This is a genomic window from Streptomyces griseoflavus, from assembly GCF_014649995.1.
Taxonomy (GTDB): Bacteria; Actinomycetota; Actinomycetes; order Streptomycetales; family Streptomycetaceae; genus Streptomyces; species Streptomyces griseoflavus.
On the sequence record NZ_BMUC01000003.1, the window covers coordinates 93,822 to 112,833 of the forward strand.

A 19,012-nucleotide genomic window follows, 5' to 3' on the forward strand; every position below is an offset into this window, starting at 1 on the left:
CCGTACCCGCGCCTCCCGCCCGGGGTGCCGTCCCCGGCTCACCCCCGGGGGCCCGTCCGTCCCGGGACCACTTCACCCGACCAGCGACCGGGTGCCTCCGGCATGCCCTCACGGGCCCCACCAGGGCCCCGCCGTGCCGTGCGCCCAAGGAGACCGTGAGACCCGTCATGAGAACCGCGAAGCGGCCGGCCCCGGCCGGCTGCCGCACGACCGCCGCGTCCGCGGCCCGGGAAACCCTGCCGCGCCGGGCCCCGCTGCCCCCGCACCACCCGGACCCCGTCCTGGAGGTGGTGGTGCCCGTGCACAACGAGGAGAACGACCTCGAGCGCTGCGTCCGCCGGCTCCACGCCCACCTGGCCGGGACGTTCCCGTATCCCTTCCGGATCACCGTCGCCGACAACGCCAGCACGGACCGCACCCCGCTCATCGCCGAACGGCTGGCCGGGGAGCTGCCCGGGACCGGATGGCTGCGGCTGGCCGAGAGGGGACGCGGCCGCGCCCTGCACACCGCCTGGTCGCGGTCGCCCGCCCCGGTGCTCGCCTATCTGGACGTGGACCTGTCCACCGACCTCGCGGCCCTGCTGCCGCTGGTGGCCCCGCTGATCTCCGGGCATTCGGACATCGCGATCGGCACCCGGCTGGCACGCGGCTCCCGGGTGGTGCGCGGGCCCCGGCGCGAGATCATCTCCCGCTGCTACAACGGGCTGCTGCGGGGCACCCTCGCCGTGGGGTTCACCGACGCCCAGTGCGGATTCAAGGCCGTACGGCGTGACGTCGCCGAACGGCTGCTCCCGCTGGTCGAGGACCGGGAGTGGTTCTTCGACACCGAACTGCTGGTGATCGCCGAACGCGCCGGGCTGCGCATCCACGAGGTGCCGGTGGACTGGGTGGACGACCCCGACAGCCGCGTCGACATCCTCGCCACGGCCCTGGCCGACCTGCGCGGCATGGCCCGGCTGGGGCGTGCCCTGACCCGGGGCCGGCTGCCGCTGGCCGCGCTGCACCGCGCCGAAGGGCTCGACGCGGCGGCCGGACTGCCGCCCGCCCTGCTCCCCCAGCTGCTCCGCTTCGCCGCCGTCGGTGCCGCCAGCACCCTGTTCCACCTGCTGCTCTTCCTCGCGCTGCGGCCCGCCGCGGGCGCCCAGGCGGCCAACGCGCTCGCCCTGCTGGCCGCCGCCGTCGCCAACACGGCCGCCAACCGCCGGCTCACCTTCGGGGTGCGGGGGCGGGGCGGGGCGCTGCGCCATCAGCTCAAGGGGCTGGCGGCCTTCCTGGCCGGCCTCGCCCTCACCAGCGGTTCGCTGGCCGTCCTGCACCGCGCCGCGCCCGGCGCGGACCGGCGCGTGGAGCTGCTGACGCTGGTGGCCGCCAACCTCGCCGCGACCCTGCTGCGTTTCCTCCTCCTGCGGGCCTGGGTGTTCCCCGGCCACCGCGCCCGCCGTACGACAGGATCCTCCGCCTCATGACCACCGTCGCCGCACCCGGGTCCGGCCCGGCCGCGGTCCTCCCCGACGCCTCGCCTCCGGTCGCCCCCTCCCGGCGCGAGCGGCTGCGCCGGGCCGCCGCGTACTGCGGTCCGGTGTTCGCGGTGTACGGGGCGCTGAAGCTCACGGGTTTCGCCGTCTTCATGTTCCTGCTGGACTCCGCCGGCGACTTCCGGGAGAAGCATCCGCGGTTCGGCGGCGGCGCGCATCCCTGGGACGTGCTGGGCAGCTGGGACGGCTGGTGGTACCAGCAGATCGCCCTGCACGGCTACGACCCGGCGCTGGAACCGGTCCCCGGCGCCACCGGCATGATCACCCTCCAGGGCAACTCCGCCGCGTTCTTCCCCCTGTACCCGGCGCTGATGCGGATCGTCTCGGAACTCACCGGACTCGGCCCGTACGGCGCCGGCATGACCGTGTCGGTCGTCTTCTCCTTCGTCGCGGCGCTCGGCATCCACGCCGTCACCGCCCGGCTGGGCGGGTACCGGGCCGGTCTGGTCGCCGCCGGCCTGTGGGCGGTGTGGCCCGGCTCCGGTGCGGAGTGGGCGGTGTACTCCGAGTCCGTCTACACGGCGCTGGCCGCCTGGGCCTGCTACGCCGTGATGACCCGCCACTGGCTCACCGCCGGGGTGCTGACCTTCACCGCCGGGCTCGCCCGGCCCACCGCGGTGACCCTGGTCGCCGCGCTCGCGGTCGCCGGACTGTTCGCGGTGCTCCGCCGCCGGGAGGGCGTACGGCGTCCGCTGGCCGCGGTGCTGATCGCCCCGCTGGGCGCGGTCGGCCATCTGGGCTGGGTGGGCCACCGGATGGGTGACTGGGGCGGCTACAGCAAGCTCCAGGAAGGCGCGTGGGGCCACACGTTCGACTTCGGCCGGCACAGTTTCGACGTGCTCACGTCCGTACCCGTGGGTCACTTCGACTACCTGTTCGCGATGCCGATGGAGGACACGATCGGCGTCGGGGTGGTGCTGCTGGTGCCGGTGCTGACCGTGCTGCTGGCGCGGCTGCGTCCGCCCGCCGTGCTCGTCGTGTACACGGTGCTGTCGTACCTGATGGTGATGGCCACCCAGCAGTACTTCGGCAACGTCTCCCGCTACCTCCTCCCGTTGTTCCCCGTCCTCGTTCCCCTCGCCGTGGCGATGAGCCGGCTGAAGTGGCCCTCGCTGCTCACCGTCCTGGGCACGGCGGCCCTCGCCTCCGGCTCGTACGCGGGGTATGTCCTGTTCGAGCTCGGCGTGCCCTAGCCCGGCGGTGGTGCCGGCGGGTGAGGGGCGGGGCCGGGGTGTGCAGCCCCGGCCCCGCCCCTCTGGCCCCCGGTCAGAAGGCGCGCAGCTTGGCCCAGGTCTTCGGGCCGACCTGGCCGTCCCACTCGGCGGAGTTGTTCGGGAAGGCCTTCTTCTGGAAGGCCCGCACCCTGCTGTACGTGGTGTCGCCGAACTGGCCGTCCCGTGCGAGGTTGTAGCCGTGGAGCCACAGCAGACACTGCACCTCGACGACACGGTTGCCGCTGTGGCCGTACTTGGTCAGCGCGGTGCCGGAGTACCAGACCTTGCCGCAGTCGTAGTCCGCGGCGGCGGTCGCCGGCTGGGCCAGGGCCGCCGGAGCGGCGGCCAGGGCACCGCCGGCCAGGGCGGCGGACAGGACCGCGGTGGTGATCGCCTTGCTCATACGCATGGTCGTCTCCTCTTCCGGCCCCGGACCGGGCTCCCCCGTCGGGCTCCACATCGGTCCGGACGCCGCACGCCGGTGCCGGGTGGTACCGGTCCGCCGTGCCGGGAACGACGCTACGCAGCGCGCGGCCGCGGATCGTCACACGACGGGCCGACCTCGCCCCACACCACGGGCGGTACCCGCCGGCGACCTCCAACCAGCGCTGTACACCGCCGGTCCGACGTACGCCGTCGCACCTGCGCCCGAGGAGGCGCCGGCACCGCGACCGGGACCCGCGGGCGTCCGCCCGCCCGTCGTTTCGGCCGGGCCCGGCGGGGGCACCCGAGGGCGGCCGACACGGGAGGTTCCGTATGACGGACGACGTCGCGCGCGAAGCGGGGCACGCCGATCCGCCGCCGCGCATGGGGTTCTTCACCGACACCTCGGTGTGCATCGGCTGCAAGGCGTGCGAGGTCGCGTGCAAGGAGTGGAACGCGATCCCCGAGGACGGTCTCGAACTGACCGGCATGTCGTACGACAACACGCAGGGCCTCGGCGCGAGCACCTGGCGCCACGTGGCCTTCATCGAGCAGCGGGTGCCGGCGGCCCCCGGCGGCCACGAGGACGTCGACGTCTTCGACGCCGCCCGGGATCTCGCCGGCTCCCCCGGCGGCGACCAGGTGCGCTGGCTGATGTCGTCCGACGTGTGCAAGCACTGCACGCACGCCGCCTGTCTCGACGTGTGCCCCACCGGTTCGCTGTTCCGCACCGAGTTCAGCACGGTCGTCGTGCAGGAGGACATCTGCAACGGCTGCGGCTACTGCGTGTCCGCCTGTCCCTACGGTGTCATCGAGCGGCGGCCCGACGACGGACGCGCCTGGAAGTGCACCCTGTGCTACGACCGGCTCGGCGTCGGCATGGAACCGGCGTGCGCCAAGGCCTGCCCGACCGACTCCATCCAGTTCGGCCCGCTGGAGGAACTGCGGGAGCGTGCGGCGGACCGGGTCGCGCACCTGCACGCCACCGGGGAGGGCGACGCCCGCCTGTACGGGGAGGACCCGCAGGACGGGGTCGGGGGCGACGGCGCGTTCTTCCTGCTGCTGGACGAGCCGGAGGTGTACGGGCTGCCGCCCGATCCGGTGGTCACCACACGCGATCTGGCCGGCATGTGGCGGCACGCCGCCGCGGCCGCCGCCACGCTCGCCGCGCTGGCCGCCGCCGGTTTCGCCGGGAGGTCACGATGAGCGAGGTCACGCGGGGCGGCCCGAACGGCGGCCGGCGCCGTCGCCGGGGGCGCGGCGAACGGGCCATGGTGCCGGACGCCGAGTTCGCCTCCTACTACGGCCGGCCCGTCCTGAAGCGGCCGGAGTGGCAGCCGCTGGACGTCGCCGGCTACCTCTGGCTGGGCGGGCTCGCCGGGGCGTCGTCGCTGCTGGCCGCGGGGGCAGACGTCACCGCCCGGCCGGCGCTGGCCCGCACGGCGAAGCTCGGCTCGGCGGGAGCGATCACCCTGTCGCTGGCGGCGCTGGTGCACGATCTGGGCCGCCCGGCGCGCTTCCTCAACATGCTCCGCGTCTTCAAGCCGACCTCCCCGATGAGCGTGGGGTCGTGGCTGCTCGCGGCCTACGCGCCGCTGACGATGGCCGCGGCCGCCGCCGACGTCGCGGGCCGGTACCGGATCGCGGGTGCCGCCGCCACGGCGTCCGCCGCCGCGCTCGCCCCGGCGGTCGCGACGTACACCGCCGTGCTGATCTGCGACACCGCGGTCCCCTCGTGGCACGAGGGGTACCGCGAGATGCCGTTCGTCTTCGCCGGCTCCGCCGCCACCGCGGCGGCCGGCTGGGCCCTGGCCGCCGCACCGCCCGGGCAGACCGGCCCCGCCCGCCGCACGGCCGTCCTGGGCGCGGTGCTCGAACTGGGCGCCTTCCGGCTGATGAAGCGGAACATGGGACTCGCGGCCGAGACGTACGACAGCGGCCGGCCCCGCGGGTGGCTGCGCGCGGCGGAGGGGCTCACCGCCGGCGGTGCCCTGCTCGCGGCCCTCGCGCACCGCCGCGGCCGGGTGTGCGCGGCCCTCGCGGGCACGGCCCTGCTGGCCGGATCCGCGGCGCTGCGGCTCGGCGTGTTCCACGCCGGCGTGGCGTCGGCCGAGGACCCCCGGTACACGGTCGTACCTCAGCGGGAGCGGCTGGCAGCCCGGTCACGGACCGGGAAACCCGAGGAGGCCGGGTGACCCCGATTGAAGCACGGAGGCGCGGGTACTCCGCCCGGGCAGTCGCGTAGCAGCGCGGAAAGGCAGACGTCATGGGCGTGCGCACCTGGATCGATTCCTGGCCGGTCTACCGCCAGCTCAAGGGCACCGACCCGCTGGGCCGCGGAGCCGCCGCCAAGAGCGGACCGAGCGAACGGCTCGCGCCCCGGGTCGCCACGGCGGACCGGGTCGTGAAGTCGGTGTGTCCGTACTGCGCCGTCGGCTGCGGCCAGAACGTGTACGTGCAGGACGGGCGCGTCACCCAGATCGAGGGCGACCCCGACTCCCCGATCTCGCGCGGCCGGCTGTGTCCCAAGGGCTCGGCCAGTCTGCAGCTGACCACCGGGAGCGCGCGCGAGCACCAGGTGCTGTACCGGCGGCCGCACGGCGCCGACTGGGAGCGCCTCGACCTCGGCACGGCGATGGACATGATCGCCGACCGGGTGATCGAGGCCCGCCGGGCGGGCTGGCAGTGGGAGGTCGACGAGACCCGCACCCGCCGCACCCTGGGCGTCGCGAGCCTGGGCGGGGCCACGCTGGACAACGAGGAGAACTACCTCATCAAGAAGTTGTTCACCGCGATGGGCGCCGTGCAGATCGAGAACCAGGCGCGTGTTTGACACTCCTCCACCGTTCCCGGTCTGGGAACCTCGTTCGGCCGCGGCGGCGCGACCACCTTCCAGCAGGACCTGCAGCACTCCGACTGCATCCTCATCCAGGGCTCCAACATGGCCGAGTGCCATCCGGTGGGGTTCCAGTGGGTGATGGAGGCCAAGGCGCGCGGGGCGAAGGTGATCCACGTCGACCCGCGGTTCACCCGCACCAGCGCCATGGCCGACGTGCACGTACCGCTGCGGGCGGGGTCGGACATCGCCTTCCTCGGCGGGATCATCAACCACGTCCTGCGCACCGGCGCCTACTTCCGGGAGTACGTGGCCGCCTACACCAACGGCCCGGTGATCCTGCGCGAGGACTTCCGCGACACCGAGGACCTCGACGGGGTGTTCTCCGGGCTCGACCCCGAGGGCCGCGGCTACGACCCCGCCACCTGGCAGTACCAGGGCGTCGACGTGCAGGCCGCCTCGGGGCAGCGCGATCCTCAATTCGACCGGCGTGACGCCTCCGCCCCCGACGTCTCGGACGCGGCACACGGCGAGTCCCACGGCTCCGGCGGCGCGACCATCCCGGAGGGTCGGCCGGAGTCCGACGAGACGATGACCCACCCCCGCTGCGTCTTCCAGGTCCTCAAGCGGCACTACGCCCGCTACACGCCCGAGATGGTGGAACGGATCTGCGGTGTCCCCCAGGACGTGTTCCGCCAGGTGTGCGACATGGTCACCGAGAACTCCGGACGGGACCGCACCACCGCCCTCGCGTACGCGGTCGGCTGGACCCAGCACACGGTCGGTGTGCAGTACATCCGGGCGGCGTCCGTCCTGCAGAGCCTGCTCGGCAACATCGGCCGGCCCGGCGGCGGCATCCTCGCACTGCGCGGCCACGCCTCCATCCAGGGGTCGACGGACATCCCCACCCTGTTCAACCTGCTGCCCGGCTACATCCCGATGCCCTACGCCCACCGCGACCAGCGCCTGGACACCTTCGTGCGGGCCGACGCCGCGCCCAAGGGCTACTGGGGCAACATGCGCGCCTACCTGGTGAGCCTGCTCAAGGCGTACTGGGGCGACGCGGCGACGGCGGAGAACGACTTCTGCTTCGACTACCTGCCGCGGCTCACCGGCTCGCACTCCACGTACGAGACGGTCATGGCCCAGCTGGACGGCACGTGCAAGGGCTACTTCCTCATGGGCGAGAACCCGGCGGTCGGCTCCGGCAACGCCAAGCTCCAGCGCCTGGGCATGGCCGCCCTGGACTGGCTCGTCGTACGGGACTTCTCGCTCATCGAGTCGGCCACCTGGTGGAAGGACGGCCCGGAGATCGAGACGGGCGAGCTGCGCACGGAGGACATCGGCACGGAGGTGTTCTTCCTGCCGGCCGCCGCGCACACGGAGAAGGACGGCAGCTTCACCAACACCCAGCGGCTGCTGCAGTGGCATCACCAGGCGGTGCGGCCGCCCGGCGAGGCGCGCAGCGACCTGTGGTTCACCTTCCACCTCGGGCGGATCATCCGGGAGAAGCTCGCCGCGTCCACCGATCCGATGGACCGGCCGCTGCTCGACCTGACGTGGGACTACCCGACGTCCGGTGAGCTCGCCGAGCCGGACGCCGAGGCGGTGCTGGCCGAGATCAACGGCCGGGACGCCGACGGCAACCCGTTGTCGGGCTACGACCAGCTCGCGGACGACGGCTCCACCTCCTGCGGCTGCTGGATCTACTGCGGGGTGCACGCCGAGGGCGTCAACCAGGCGGACCGCCGCAGGCCGGGCGGGGAGCAGGACTGGGTGGCCGCGGAGTGGGGCTGGGCCTGGCCCGCCAACCGCCGGGTGCTGTACAACCGTGCCTCGGCCGACCCGGAGGGCAGGCCGTGGAGCGAGCGCAAGGCGCTGGTGTGGTGGGACGCGGAGCGGGGCGAGTGGACCGGACACGACGTCCCCGACTTCCAGAAGGGCAAGGCCCCCGGACACCGGCCGCCGGAGGGCGCGTCCGGCCCCGAGGCGCTGTCCGGGACCGACCCGTTCATCATGCAGGACGACGGCAAGGCGTGGCTGTACGTGCCGTCCGGCCTCACCGACGGGCCGCTGCCGACGCACTACGAGCCGCAGGACTCGCCGTTCCCGAACCTCCTGTACGGCCGGCAGCGCAACCCCGTACGGCATCTGCTGCGGCCGCCGCACCCGGACAACCGCTACCAGCCGAGCGGCGGCGAGCCGGGCAGCGAGGTGTTCCCCTACGTGGCCACCACCTACCGGCTCACCGAACACCACACGGCGGGCGGCATGTCCCGCTGGCAGCCGTACCTGGCCGAGTTGCAGCCGGAGTTCTTCTGCGAGGTGTCGCCCGAGCTGGCGGCCGAGCGCGGTCTGGAACACACCGGCTGGGCGACGATCGTCAGCGCCCGCGCGGTGATCGAGGCACGGGTGCTGGTCACCGACCGCATGCCCTCGCTGACCGTGCACGGCCGGCGTCTGCACCAGGTGGGGCTGCCCTACCACTGGGGCCCCAACGGCTACAGCACCGGTGACGCGGCCAACGAACTGCTGCACCTGTCCCTCGACCCCAACACGCACATCCAGGAGGCGAAGGCGCTGGCGGTCGACATCCGGCCGGGGCGCCGCCCGAGGGGACCGGCCGCCCCGGAGCTGGTGCGCCGTTACCGGCGGCGGGCGGGCATCGACGAGGAGACCGGCACCGCGATGTGAGGCTCACCTGAGCACGACGGTGTGAGTGCTTCTCGGGACGAGTTCGCCGATCACCGGCGCGCCGGGCACCTCGCCGGCCACCAGCAGCCCGCCGGAGGTCTGCGCGTCGGCGAGGAGCAGGCGGGTGTCCTCGTCCGTGCCGCCGAAGTCGGTGGAGGGCGTCACCCAGTCCAGGTTGCGGCGGGTGCCGCCGCTGACATAGCCGTCCCGCACGGCCTGCCGGGCCCCGTCGAGGCAGGGCACGGCGGCGGTGTCGATCACGGCGGTGACGCCGGAGGCGCGGGCGAGCTTGTGCAGGTGGCCGAGGAGGCCGAAGCCGGTGACGTCGGTGGCGCAGACCGCTCCGGCGGCGAGCGCGGCGGCCGAGGCGTCGCGGTTGAGCGCCACCATGGTGGCCACCGCCTGCTCGAACCGCTCACCGGTGGCCTTGTGCCGGTTGTTGAGCACGCCCAGCCCGAGGGGCTTGGTGAGCGACAGCGGCACGCCGGGGCGGCCGGTGTCGTTGCGCAGCAGCCTGCCGGGGTCCGCCAGTCCGGTGACGGCCATGCCGTACTTGGGTTCCGGGTCGTCGACGCTGTGCCCGCCGCCCACGTGGCAGCCGGCCTCGGCGGCGACGGCGAGCCCGCCGCGCAGGACCTCCCGGGCGAGGTCGAAGGGCAGGACGTCCCGGGGCCAGGCCAGGAGGTTGACGGCGAGGACCGGGCGCCCGCCCATCGCGTACACGTCCGACAGGGCGTTGGCGGCGGCGATGCGCCCCCAGTCGTAGGCGTCGTCGACGACCGGGGTGAAGAAGTCGGCGGTGGAGACGACGGCCGCGGGCGCGGCCCCGCCGCTCGCGGGCAGGGTGACCACGGCGGCGTCGTCCCCGGTCGCCGACCCGACCAGCAGCGGGGTGTCACCGGTGACGGGCGCCGGCGGAGCGAGGCCCGCCAGGACGTCCTCCAACTCGCCGGGCGGGATCTTGCAGGCGCAGCCGCCGCCGTGCGCGAACTGGGTGAGACGTACGGGCGCCTGGGTCGGGGAGTGCATGTGCCTGGCTCCTTGTCGGGGTTCGGGTGGGTGAGCCGGTAGCCTGGCCGGGCGGTGGAGGCGTGTGGGTGCCTGGTGGCCCTCCCGGTCTTCAAAACCGAGGTGCCCGAGGATCTCGGGCAGGCGGGTTCGATTCCCGTCCGCCTCCGTCCTCCGCGGCGTCGGGACGGCAGCGCCGGTGCCGGTCGTCGACCCGTTCGGTGAGTCCGCGCCGGTCCAGGAACTCCAGCAGCGGCACGGCCACCCTGCGGGTGGTGTCCAGGGCCTCGCGGGCCTCGCTCGGTGTGAAGGGCTGCGGCAGGCCGCGCAGGACGGCGGCGGCGCGGGTGCCGGCTCCGGGCAGCAGGACGATGCCGTCGGCGACCCGCAGCAGCGCGCCCGCCGTGACCGCGGCGGCCAGTTCCCTGCGTCCGAGGCCCAGTTCGGCCAGCCGTCCGGCCTCCGGGGCCCGGAAGGGCGACACCTCCAGCTCCGCCCGCAGGGCGTCCACGGCGGCCCGGACGCGTGGGGGGAGGGAGGGCCCCCGCTGCCCCGGGCCGTGCAGCCGTCCGTGGTCGCGGCGCAGCGGCACCGTGCCCGGGGTGCCGGCGAGGGCGTCGACGAGGGCCCGGTCCGGCAGTTCCAGCAGCCGGCGGGCCGCCTCGGTGGGCAGTCCCGGGTCCAGCGGGTGGTGCGCGGCGTGCCGTTCCACCTCGGCGCCCAGGCGGTCCCGCAGCGCCGCCCAGTGCCCGGGGTCGGCCAGCCAGTCCCCGGCGACGGGCGGCGCGGGGGCGGTCGCGCCCATGGCCTCCAGCTCGGTGCGGCGCACCAGGCGGCGCCGGCGCAGTTCCGCCGCGCCGTCGGGGGCGCCGGTCAGGTCCGCCAGTTCGGCGGCCCGCGCGCGGGCCGCCCCGCGCCGGGTCAGTTCAGGGGGCCGGACGTCCAGTACGGTCACCCGGCACGGGGCGCGCCGCCGCCCGCCGGGCTCGCGCAGCACCGCCCGGTCGCCGATGCGCAGGGGCAGCGGGCGGGCCGCCGTCAGCCGGGCCGTGTCCGTGCCGAGCGGCCGCAGGGTGACCGGCACCGCGGCGGTGCCGAGGTGCAGGGTGGACTGCCGGGGAAGGTCCCGCACGGGTGTTCCGGTGACCCGGACGTCGAACAGAGCGGTGAGCAGCCAGCGGTCCGGCGTCAGCAGCACCTGCCCCCGGCCGAGTACGGCGTCGGACGCGCCGTGGACGTTGACGGCCACCCGTGCCACCCCGGCGACGGCGGTACGGTCCTCGCCCAGGCACTGCAGCCCGCGCACCCGCAGCACGCTCCCGCCGTCCCCGGTCACCAGCCGGTCGCCGGTCCGCAGGGTGCCGGCGCCCAGGGTGCCGGTGACGACCGTCCCGTGACCGCGCATGGTGAACGCCCGGTCGAGCCACAGCCGTACGTCCGCGTCGGCCGGAGGGGCGGGCAACGCGCGGACCAGCGCGGCCAGTTCCTTGCGCAGCCGGTCCAGTCCCCCGCCCGTGACCGCGCTCACGGCGACGGAGGGCACGGCGCCGAGGGTGGTGGCGGCGATGCGCTCCAGGGCGTCCGCGCGCACCGGTCCGGGATCGGCCAGGTCGCTGCGGGTCACGGCGAGCACGGCGTGGCGCACCCCGAGCGCGTCGAGGATCTCCAGGTGTTCCTGCGACTGTTCCTGCCAGCCCTGGTCCGCGGCCACCACGAACAGCACCGCCGGTACGGGCCCCACGCCGGCCAGCATGGTGGCGACGAAGCGCTCGTGGCCCGGTACGTCGACGAGGGCCAGGTCCTCTCCGTCGGGCGGGTCGAGGCGGGTCCACACGAAGCCCAGGTCCAGGGTCAGGCCCCGGCGCCGCTCCTCCTCGAACCGGTCGGGTTCCCTTCCGGTCAGCGCCCGGGCGAGGGCGGACTTCCCGTGGTCGACGTGCCCGGCGGTGGCCAGCACCCGCATGCCCGTCACCTCCTCCCGACGGCCCGGACGGCCCCGGCGAGCCGCTCGTCGTCCGCCGCCGGCACCGCCCGCAGGTCGAGCAGGCACCGCCCGGCCTCCAGGCGCCCGACGACGGGTTCCGCTCCGGTGCGCAGGGCCGCGGCGTAGTGCTCGGGCAGCGACAGGGCCGCGCTGGGCAGGGTCACCCCGGGCGCTCCGCCGCCTCCCACGGTCGCCTCGCTGCTCACGGCCCGTACGTCGATGCCGTCGGCGGCCAGCAGGGCGGCGAGCCGCTCGGCACGCTCCGTCAGTCCTTCGACGGCGGCGTCGAGCGCCTGGCCGGTCGGGGTTCCGGGGCCGGTCAGGGTGGCCTCCAGGGCGGCCAGGGTGAGCTTGTCCACGCGCAGGGCGCGGGCCAGCGGGTGCCGGGCCAGGGCGCCGATCAACTCCTCGTGTCCGAGGAGCAGTCCGCACTGCGGTCCGCCCAGCAGTTTGTCGCCGCTCGCCGTGACGAGCGCCGCGCCGGCCTTCAACTGGGACCGGGCGTCGGGTTCTTCGGGCAGCAGGGGGTGCGGGGCGAGCAGGCCGGACCCGATGTCGACGACGACCGGGACGCCCAGCGCGGTGAGTTCGCCGACGTCCGCGGCCCGGGTGAATCCGGTGATGCGGAAGTTGGAGGGGTGCACCTTGAGCACGAAGGCGGTCTCCGGGCCGACCGCACCGGCGTAGTCGGCGGCGGTGGTGCGGTTGGTGGTGCCCACCTCGCGCAGTCGGGCGCCCGTGGAGACCAGCAGGTCGGGCAGGCGGAAACCGTCGCCGATCTCCACCATCTCCCCGCGGCTGACGACGATCTCCCGTCCGGCGGCGAGCGCGGTGGCGGCCAGCACCAGGGCGGCGGCACCGTTGTTGACGACGTGCGCGGCCCCGGCGTCCGGTACGGCGGCGCGCAGGGCGGCAAGCGCCGTACGGCCCCGGCGGGCGCGCACGCCGGTGCTCAGGTCGAGTTCGACGTCGGTGGGCCCGGAGGCCTCCCGCACGGCCTGCCGGGCCGCCGCCGAGAGCGGGGCCCGGCCCAGGTTGGTGTGCAGGAGAACGCCGGTGGCGTTGATCACCGGCCGCAGGCCGCCGGCCGATCCCGGCAGCAGCGAGAGGGCCGTGTCGGCGACCGCGTCCGGCGGCAGGGCGCCCTCGCGCGCCCGCTGTTGGGCCCGGTGGACGGCCGACTTCACCCGGGCGGTCCCCAGCCGGTGTGCGGCCCGGAGCAGGCGCGGATCGCGCAGCACGGCGTCGGTACGGGGGACGAGCCGCCGTACGTCCGCGTCTGCGCCTGTACCCGTGGGATCCACCCGCGTCCTCTCGTTCGGGCCCGGTGGCCGGACGGCCGGACCTTCATGGTCCACCAGTGCCCCGGGCCCGGGACCCGACACGCCGGACCGCAGGGGAGGTGCCTCGCGGACGGCCGGCGTGGTGCCGGGCGGAGGGACGGCGCGGGTCCGGTGCGGGAGGGGGCCGCGCGCGGAACGTCCGCCGGGTGCGCGGGCCGTGGCCGCAGTACGCTGGCCGCATCCGGCCCACGGGAGCTCCGATGTGGAAGCGCAGAAGGCACGCACGGCGTCCGGAGACCGTCGTACCGGAACTGTGCGACCTGTGCGCGAGGACGTTCCCCGAGGGCGAGGCGGTGCGCGGACACGTCGCGGACTCCTCCGCCGCCCACCCCACCGACGAGTGGCACGACGGTCTGCGCCTCGTCACCGCCTGCTGCGGGGCCCACCTCGACGTGCTGCGTGAGCTGTACGGGTGCCGTCCTTTCGTGGTCGAGGAACTCTGGGCCGCCAAGATCAGCCGGGTGATGACGTCCGGTCCGGCGGAGCTCTCCATGGACCGGCTCGCCCGCCGTACCGGCCTCGACGAGCCCGACATCCGGCGGGCCATCGCCTGGCACAACGAACGCCGCCGTCGGCTGAACGGGTGACCCGGTCCGGCGGCCCGCGACACCGCTCCCCCGCCCTCGCGGGCATGTGCCGAAGGGGAGCCCTCCCCGTCACCCTGCGCGGTACGGCTACGGGGCGGGAAGCGGTCCGCACGCGAGGGCGCCCCGCCCGGCCGGGGCCGGGCGGGGCGCGATCGACGACGCGGTGCGGCCGGGTGCCGTGCGTCGCGGGGCGAAGCCGGGGCTCCGCACACCGCGACCGCGGCAGGCCGGCGGCCCCTATGCCGCCTGGGGCTGCAGGAAGCGGGCCAGCAGGTCGTCCAGGGTCACCAGGCCGGTCAGGGCGCCGGAGGCGTCGCGGACGACGGCGAGCGAGGAGCGGCGGCGGCGCAGCAGGTCGATCGCCTCGGCGACCGTCGCCTCCTCGGTCAGGCCGGGGACCGGGCGGGCCAGCGCGCGGGCGCTGGTGACCCGGCCCTGCGCGCGGGCGACCACCGCGTCGCGGGCGTGCACCGAGCCGAGGACGGTGTCGTGCTCGCGGACCAGCAGCCGGGTGCGGTTGCGGGACGCCGCCACGCGCAGGATCTCGTCGAGGCCGGCGCCGCCGTCCACCCAGACGATGTCGGCGGCCGGCACCCTCAGCTCACGTACCGGGGTGTCGACTTCGGTCAGCGAGCGGGTCAGCAGGTCCGAGTCCGTCTCGCTGATCAGACCGAGCCGTTCGGACTCCGCGACCAGGTGGGTGAGCTGCTCCCGGTTGTGCACCGAGGCCAGCTCGTCGCGCGGGGTGACCCGGCACAGCCGCACGAGGGCGTTGCTCACCGCGTTCAGCACCCGGATCAGCGGCCGAACGACCTTCACCACGGCACGGAACGGCGGGGAGAGCAGCATCGCCGAGCGCTCGGGGTGGGCGATGGCCCACGACTTGGGGGCCATCTCGCCGACCACCATGTGCAGGAACACCACGACGATCATGGCCACGGCGAACGCCACCCCGTAGCTGACCGCGCTGGGCAGGCCCAGCTCGTGCAGCAGCGGGTCGAGCTCGTGCGAGATCGCGGGCTTGGACACCGAGCCCAGGCCCAGCGTGCACACGGTGATGCCGAGCTGGGCGCCGGCCAGCATCAGGGACAGCTCGCGCATGCCGGCCAGGGCCGCCTTGGCTCCGCCGCGGCCCTCGGCCGCCGCCTTCTCCATGCGGTGCCGCTTGGCGGCGACCAGCGCGAACTCGGCGGCCACGAAGAATCCGCTGCCGATCAGCAGCAGCACGGTGACGAAGAGCGCCATCGGGAAACTCATGCCTGCTCCTCCGTCTCCGCCGGTCCCCGCCGCTCGATCCGCACGCGTTCGGGCACGTGCCGGTCGAGGGTGCGTACGTCGATGACGGCGCTCGCGCCGTCGGACAGCTCGACGGTGAGCCGGTCCCCGATGGCCGGGAAGCGGCCGAGCCGGTCGACGATCAGGCCGGCCACGGTGTCGTAGTCGTCCTCCTCGGGCAGCTCGATGCCGGTGACCTCTGCCACCTCGTCGAGCCGGCGCCCGGCGTCCACCAGCCAGCCGTCGCCAACGGCGACGGCGACCTCGGTGACCGTGTCGGACTCGTCCGCGATGTCACCGACGAGTTCCTCGGCGATGTCCTCGTAGGTGACGATGCCGGCGACGCCGCCGTGCTCGTCGAGGACGACCGCGAACTCGTCGTCGCGCTCGCGCATCTGGGTCACGGCGTCGGGCAGCGGCAGGGTGTCCGGCAGCAGCAGCGGCCGCCGGGCGACCGAGCCCGCCGTGGTGGCGGCGAGGCGGCCCGCGGGCAGGCGCATCAGCTCGGCCACGCCGAGGACGCCGCCGATGTCGTCGGGGTGGTCGCCGAGCACGGGGTAGTTGGAGTGGCCGTGCTTGGCGATCAGGTCGACCGCCTCGGCGGCGGTGGCGTCCTCGCGGACGAAGACGGCGTCCACGCGGGGCACCATCACCTCGTTCAATGTGCGGTCGGAGAACTCCAGGGCGTGGTCGAGCAGGGCGGCGGTGTCCTCGGGCAGGGCCCCCTGCTCGTGTGACTCGCCGATCAGATGGCCGAGCTCCTCCAGGGTGGCGCCGTGGTGCAGTTCCTCGACCGGTTCGATGCCGACCCGGCGCAGCAGCTTGTTCGCCGTGCTGTCGAAGACGTGCACGAGGGGGCCGACGACCTTCAGGTAGGCGAGCGTGGAGCCGGCCAGCGACTTGGCCAGCCGCTCCGGCACGGCGATGGCGAGGTTCTTCGGGGCCAGTTCGCCCAGCACCATCTGCACGACCGTGGCCAGCACGAAGGCGAGCACGATCGCGATGCCGCTCACGGCGGCGTCGGGGATGCCGGCGCCCGACAGCACCGGCCTGAGCAGCGCGGACACCGAGGGCTCGGCGATGAAGCCGACCACCAGGCCGGTGACGGTGATGCCGAGCTGGGCGCCCGACAGCATGAACGACAGCCGCTCCAGCACCTTCAGGGCGCGGGCGGCCTTGCGGTCACCGGTCTCCGCCTCGCGGGCCAGGGCGAGGCGGTCGGCGGAGACGTAGGCGAACTCCTGGGCGACGAAGTAGCCGGTGCCCGCGGTCAGGACGAACACGGCCAGTACGCCGAGGAGGGCGTTCGCGGCACTCATCGAACACCATCCAGCCGTGTGCCGTGCTCAGGTGGTGCCTGGCGGGATGGTCGGGGACTGTGCCCCGGGGGGTCCGTCGGTCTGGCGGACAAGGACGTGCTCCTTCTGTGGGTGTGCAATGAGCCAACGTGCCCGGCCGGTGTGTTGTTCCCGGCCGGGCGGGCCGGTGTCTCGATCCCGGCCGGGCAGGCCGGTGTCCTGATCCCGGACGGGCGGGTCAGGCGGTGGCGGGGGCCGCGGGTCCGACCAGTTCGGACAGGACGTCCTCCATGGTCACGAACCCGATGACGGTGCCACTCTCCCCGACGACGGCCGCGAGGTGGCAGTCGTCGGCCCGCAGGGCGGTGAGCGTGTCGTCGAGCGGGGTGTCGATGCGGACCCGGGTGATCCTGTGCAGCGCGGCGCGCGGGAAGGGCCGGTCGCGGTCGGTGACGCCGAGGGTGTCCTTGACGTGCAGATAGCCGAGGAGGGCGCCGTCGGGGCCGGTCACCGGGAAGCGGGACAGACCCGCCTCGGCCGCGAGCCGTTCCAGCCGGGCCGGGGTGACGGTGTGGTCGGTGGTGCGCATCCGCTGCACCGGGACCAGGATCTCGCCGACCGGGCGGGTGCCCAGCTCCAGGGCGTCGCGCAGCCGCTGCCCGTCGGCGGGGCCGAGCAGGCCGGCCTCGCTGGAGTCGACGACCATCCGGGCGAGCTGGTCGTCGGTGAAGACCGACTCGACCTCGTCCTTCGGTTCGACGCGCAGCAGCCGCAGCAGGACGTTGGCGAAGGCGTTGATGCCGAACACGAACGGCCGCAGCGCCCGGGTGAGGGCGGCCAGCGGCGGGCCCAGCAGCAGGGCGCTGGGCACCGGAGCGGCGAGGGCGATGTTCTTCGGCACCATCTCGCCGATCAGCATGTGCAGATAGGTGGCGAGGGCCAGGGCGATGACGAACGCGATCGGGTGCACCAGGGCGTCCGGGATGTTCACCGCCTCGAAACCGGGCTCCATCAGGTGCGCGATGGCGGGTTCGGCGACCGCGCCGAGCACCAGGGAGGAGGCGGTGATGCCGAGCTGGGCGGTGGCCATCATCGCGGACAGGTGCTCCAGCGCCCACAGTGTCATCCGCGCGCGCTTCTCACCCGCCTGGGCGCGCGGTTCGATCTGGCTGCGGCGCACCGAGATCAGGGCGAACTCCGCGCCGACGAAGAAGGCGTTGGTCAGCAGGGTCAGGGCGCCGATGGCGAGCTGCAGGGCGGTCATCGGGCGCCTTCCAGGGCCTGGGCGAGCGGGGCGGGGGCCGGCTCGGTGACGCGTATGCGGTCGGCGCGGTGGTGCTCGACGTCCAGCACGTCCAGCCGCCAGCCGTCCAGTTCCACCACGTCGCCCTTGACGGGGATGCGGGCCAGGTGGGTGGCGATCAGTCCGGCGACGGTCTCGTACGGACCGTCCGGCGCGGTGAGCCCGATGCCGGCGAGCCGGTCGAGGCGGACGCTGCCGTCGGCCTCCCACACGGAGCGTCCGTCGTCGGTGTCCGGGGCGGGTGCCAGGTCGGGCATCTCGAAGGGGTCGTGTTCGTCGCGGACCTCGCCGACGACCTCCTCGACGATGTCCTCCACGGTGGCCACGCCCGCCGTGCCGCCGTACTCGTCGATGACGACGGCCATGGTGCGGTGCGCGCGCATCCGTTCCAGCAGCCGGTCGGCGGGGAGGCTGTCGGGCACCAGCAGCGGCGGGGCGGTCAGCTCGGTGACCGGGGTGCCGGCCCGCCGCTCGGGCTCCAGGGCGAGCACGTCGCGGATGTGGACGGTGCCGACCACCTCGTCGAGGCTGTCGCGGTAGACGGGGAAGCGGGACAGGCCGGTGGCGTGGCTGAGGGCGGCGGCGTCGGCCGCCGTGGCGTGCACTTCGAGGGCCTTGACGTCGACCCGGGGGGTCATCACGTTCTCGGCCGTCAGCTCGCTCAGGTGCAGGGTGCGGACGAAGAGCTCCGCGGAGTCCGCCTCCAGGGCGCCCTCGGCGGCCGAGCGCCGGGCGAGCGCGCCCAGTTCCTCGGCGGTGCGCGCGGAGGCCAGTTCCTCGGCGGGCTCCAGACCGACGCGGCGCACGAAGCGGTTGGCGGTGCTGTTGAGGTGGCCGATGAACGGGCCGAAGGCGGCGGTGAACGCGCGCTGGGGCCCGGCGACGACCTTCGCGACCGCGGCGGGACGGGAGATCGCCCAGTTCTTCGGGACCAGCTCGCCGATCACCATCAGCACCACGGTGGACAGCGCCACCCCCAGCAGGGTCGCCACGGTCGGGGCGGCGCCGCCCAGGCCGAGGGAGCGCAGGGGTCCGCGCAGCAGGGCGGCGAGGGAGGGTTCGGCGAGCATGCCGATCACCAGGGAGGTGACCGTGATGCCGAGCTGGGCGCCGGACAGCTGGAGTGTCAGGCGCCGTACCGCGCGCAGCGCGCCCTCGGCTCCGCGCTCGCCGGCTTCGGCGGCGCGCTCCAGTTCACCGCGCTCGACGGTGGTGAGGGAGAACTCCGCGGCGACGAAGACCGCGCAGGCCAGGGTCAGCAGCAGTGCGAGCAGGAGCAGCAGGACCTCGGTCACCGTGCCACCCCCGCTCCCCTGCTGGCCGTATGGCACGGACGGGCGGTGGTGGCACGGCTGCTACTGGGAGGATCACCCATCGGGAGACCGTCGCTCCTTCTCGGACGCGTGGGAGGAATGGTGTGGAAGCAGGATGGCCTGTTTCCACACCAACTGTAAAGGAGCCGCAAAGTCACTGATTCGGGCGCCACGCCCGCGCGGCACCGGGGCCACCGCC

Annotated in this window: 13 protein-coding genes, 1 tRNA gene and 1 pseudogene; 7 read left to right on the forward strand and 8 right to left on the reverse strand. The window is 74.5% G+C overall.

Annotated elements, in window-relative coordinates; genetic code table 11:
* Positions 1-167: 167 nt before the first annotated feature.
* Both IE172_RS09075 and IE172_RS09080 read left to right on the forward strand, forming a co-directional pair.
* A complete protein-coding gene (locus IE172_RS09075; protein ID WP_190096609.1) occupies positions 168-1,466 on the forward strand; it encodes a glycosyltransferase in 1,299 nt (432 codons plus the stop codon).
* Positions 1,463-2,728, forward strand: coding sequence for a putative hexosyltransferase (locus IE172_RS09080; protein WP_229885904.1), 1,266 nt, complete (start codon positions 1,463-1,465; stop codon positions 2,726-2,728). Before IE172_RS09075 ends, IE172_RS09080 begins: the two co-directional genes overlap by 4 nt.
* 73 nt (positions 2,729-2,801) lie before the next feature.
* Here IE172_RS09080 and IE172_RS09085 read toward each other — a convergent pair whose 3' ends face one another.
* Positions 2,802-3,158: a peptidoglycan-binding domain-containing protein gene (locus tag IE172_RS09085; protein ID WP_229885906.1), complete on the reverse strand. Its 357-nt coding sequence runs from the start codon at positions 3,156-3,158 to the stop codon at positions 2,802-2,804.
* A 347-nt stretch (positions 3,159-3,505) separates the two neighbouring features.
* Between IE172_RS09085 and IE172_RS09090 the strand changes: the two genes are divergently transcribed.
* From IE172_RS09090 to fdh, 3 genes are all read left to right on the forward strand, one after another.
* Complete coding sequence (locus tag IE172_RS09090; RefSeq protein ID WP_190096611.1) at positions 3,506-4,378, forward strand: 4Fe-4S dicluster domain-containing protein; 873 nt, start codon at positions 3,506-3,508, stop codon at positions 4,376-4,378.
* On the forward strand, positions 4,375-5,367 hold the full coding sequence (nrfD, locus tag IE172_RS09095) for an NrfD/PsrC family molybdoenzyme membrane anchor subunit (RefSeq protein WP_229885908.1): 993 nt from the start codon (positions 4,375-4,377) through the stop codon (positions 5,365-5,367). The genes IE172_RS09090 and nrfD overlap by 4 nt, the downstream gene beginning before the upstream one ends.
* Positions 5,368-5,438: 71 nt before the next feature.
* The gene (gene fdh / locus IE172_RS09105; protein WP_229885910.1) at positions 5,439-8,702 is read left to right on the forward strand and encodes a formate dehydrogenase; all 3,264 of its coding nucleotides are present in this window, start codon (positions 5,439-5,441) and stop codon (positions 8,700-8,702) included.
* A gap of 3 nt (positions 8,703-8,705) precedes the next feature.
* On the opposite strand, the gene selD is transcribed toward fdh, so the two are convergent.
* Entirely contained in the window at positions 8,706-9,731 is a 1,026-nt protein-coding gene (gene selD, locus IE172_RS09110) for a selenide, water dikinase SelD (RefSeq protein WP_190096613.1), read from the reverse strand.
* 56 nt (positions 9,732-9,787) lie between these two features.
* On the opposite strand from selD, the gene IE172_RS09115 reads away from it, so the two are divergent.
* A tRNA-Sec gene (locus tag IE172_RS09115) sits at positions 9,788-9,880 on the forward strand.
* Between the two features lie 86 nt (positions 9,881-9,966).
* Here the strand turns inward: IE172_RS09115 and IE172_RS09120 are convergent.
* A pseudogene (locus IE172_RS09120) lies at positions 9,967-11,673 on the reverse strand (GTP-binding protein); the annotation flags it as partial.
* A gap of 5 nt (positions 11,674-11,678) precedes the next feature.
* Positions 11,679-12,998 (reverse strand): L-seryl-tRNA(Sec) selenium transferase, encoded by a 1,320-nt coding sequence (selA, locus tag IE172_RS09125; protein WP_190096614.1) that lies wholly within the window; start codon positions 12,996-12,998, stop codon positions 11,679-11,681.
* Between the two features lie 239 nt (positions 12,999-13,237).
* On the opposite strand from selA, the gene IE172_RS09130 reads away from it, so the two are divergent.
* The gene (locus IE172_RS09130) at positions 13,238-13,624 is read left to right on the forward strand and encodes a hypothetical protein (protein WP_190096615.1); all 387 of its coding nucleotides are present in this window, start codon (positions 13,238-13,240) and stop codon (positions 13,622-13,624) included.
* Positions 13,625-13,861: 237 nt separating this feature from the next.
* On the opposite strand, the gene IE172_RS09135 is transcribed toward IE172_RS09130, so the two are convergent.
* The 4 genes from IE172_RS09135 to IE172_RS09150 form a co-directional block, all read right to left on the reverse strand.
* Positions 13,862-14,881, reverse strand: coding sequence for a hemolysin family protein (locus tag IE172_RS09135; protein WP_190096616.1), 1,020 nt, complete (start codon positions 14,879-14,881; stop codon positions 13,862-13,864).
* A complete protein-coding gene (locus tag IE172_RS09140) occupies positions 14,878-16,218 on the reverse strand; it encodes a hemolysin family protein (protein ID WP_190096617.1) in 1,341 nt (446 codons plus the stop codon). The genes IE172_RS09135 and IE172_RS09140 overlap by 4 nt, the downstream gene beginning before the upstream one ends.
* A 217-nt stretch (positions 16,219-16,435) precedes the next feature.
* A complete protein-coding gene (locus IE172_RS09145; protein ID WP_190096618.1) occupies positions 16,436-17,461 on the reverse strand; it encodes a hemolysin family protein in 1,026 nt (341 codons plus the stop codon).
* Complete coding sequence (locus IE172_RS09150) at positions 17,458-18,795, reverse strand: hemolysin family protein (RefSeq protein ID WP_190096619.1); 1,338 nt, start codon at positions 18,793-18,795, stop codon at positions 17,458-17,460. The genes IE172_RS09145 and IE172_RS09150 overlap by 4 nt, the downstream gene beginning before the upstream one ends.
* Positions 18,796-19,012: the final 217 nt, after the last annotated feature.

Bases quoted from the DNA above. Each gene is read 5' to 3' on its own strand.
- IE172_RS09130 (WP_190096615.1), top strand. From the start codon at position 13,238: ATGTGGAAGCGCAGAAGGCACGCACGGCGTCCGGAGACCGTCGTACCG.
- IE172_RS09090 (WP_190096611.1), top strand. From the start codon at position 3,506: ATGACGGACGACGTCGCGCGCGAAGCGGGGCACGCCGATCCGCCGCCG.
- IE172_RS09075 (WP_190096609.1), top strand. From the start codon at position 168: ATGAGAACCGCGAAGCGGCCGGCCCCGGCCGGCTGCCGCACGACCGCC.
- nrfD (WP_229885908.1), top strand. From the start codon at position 4,375: ATGAGCGAGGTCACGCGGGGCGGCCCGAACGGCGGCCGGCGCCGTCGC.
- IE172_RS09085 (WP_229885906.1), bottom strand. From the start codon at position 3,158: ATGCGTATGAGCAAGGCGATCACCACCGCGGTCCTGTCCGCCGCCCTG.
- IE172_RS09135 (WP_190096616.1), bottom strand. From the start codon at position 14,881: ATGAGTTTCCCGATGGCGCTCTTCGTCACCGTGCTGCTGCTGATCGGC.
- IE172_RS09145 (WP_190096618.1), bottom strand. From the start codon at position 17,461: ATGACCGCCCTGCAGCTCGCCATCGGCGCCCTGACCCTGCTGACCAAC.
- IE172_RS09080 (WP_229885904.1), top strand. From the start codon at position 1,463: ATGACCACCGTCGCCGCACCCGGGTCCGGCCCGGCCGCGGTCCTCCCC.
- selD (WP_190096613.1), bottom strand. From the start codon at position 9,731: ATGCACTCCCCGACCCAGGCGCCCGTACGTCTCACCCAGTTCGCGCAC.
- IE172_RS09140 (WP_190096617.1), bottom strand. From the start codon at position 16,218: ATGAGTGCCGCGAACGCCCTCCTCGGCGTACTGGCCGTGTTCGTCCTG.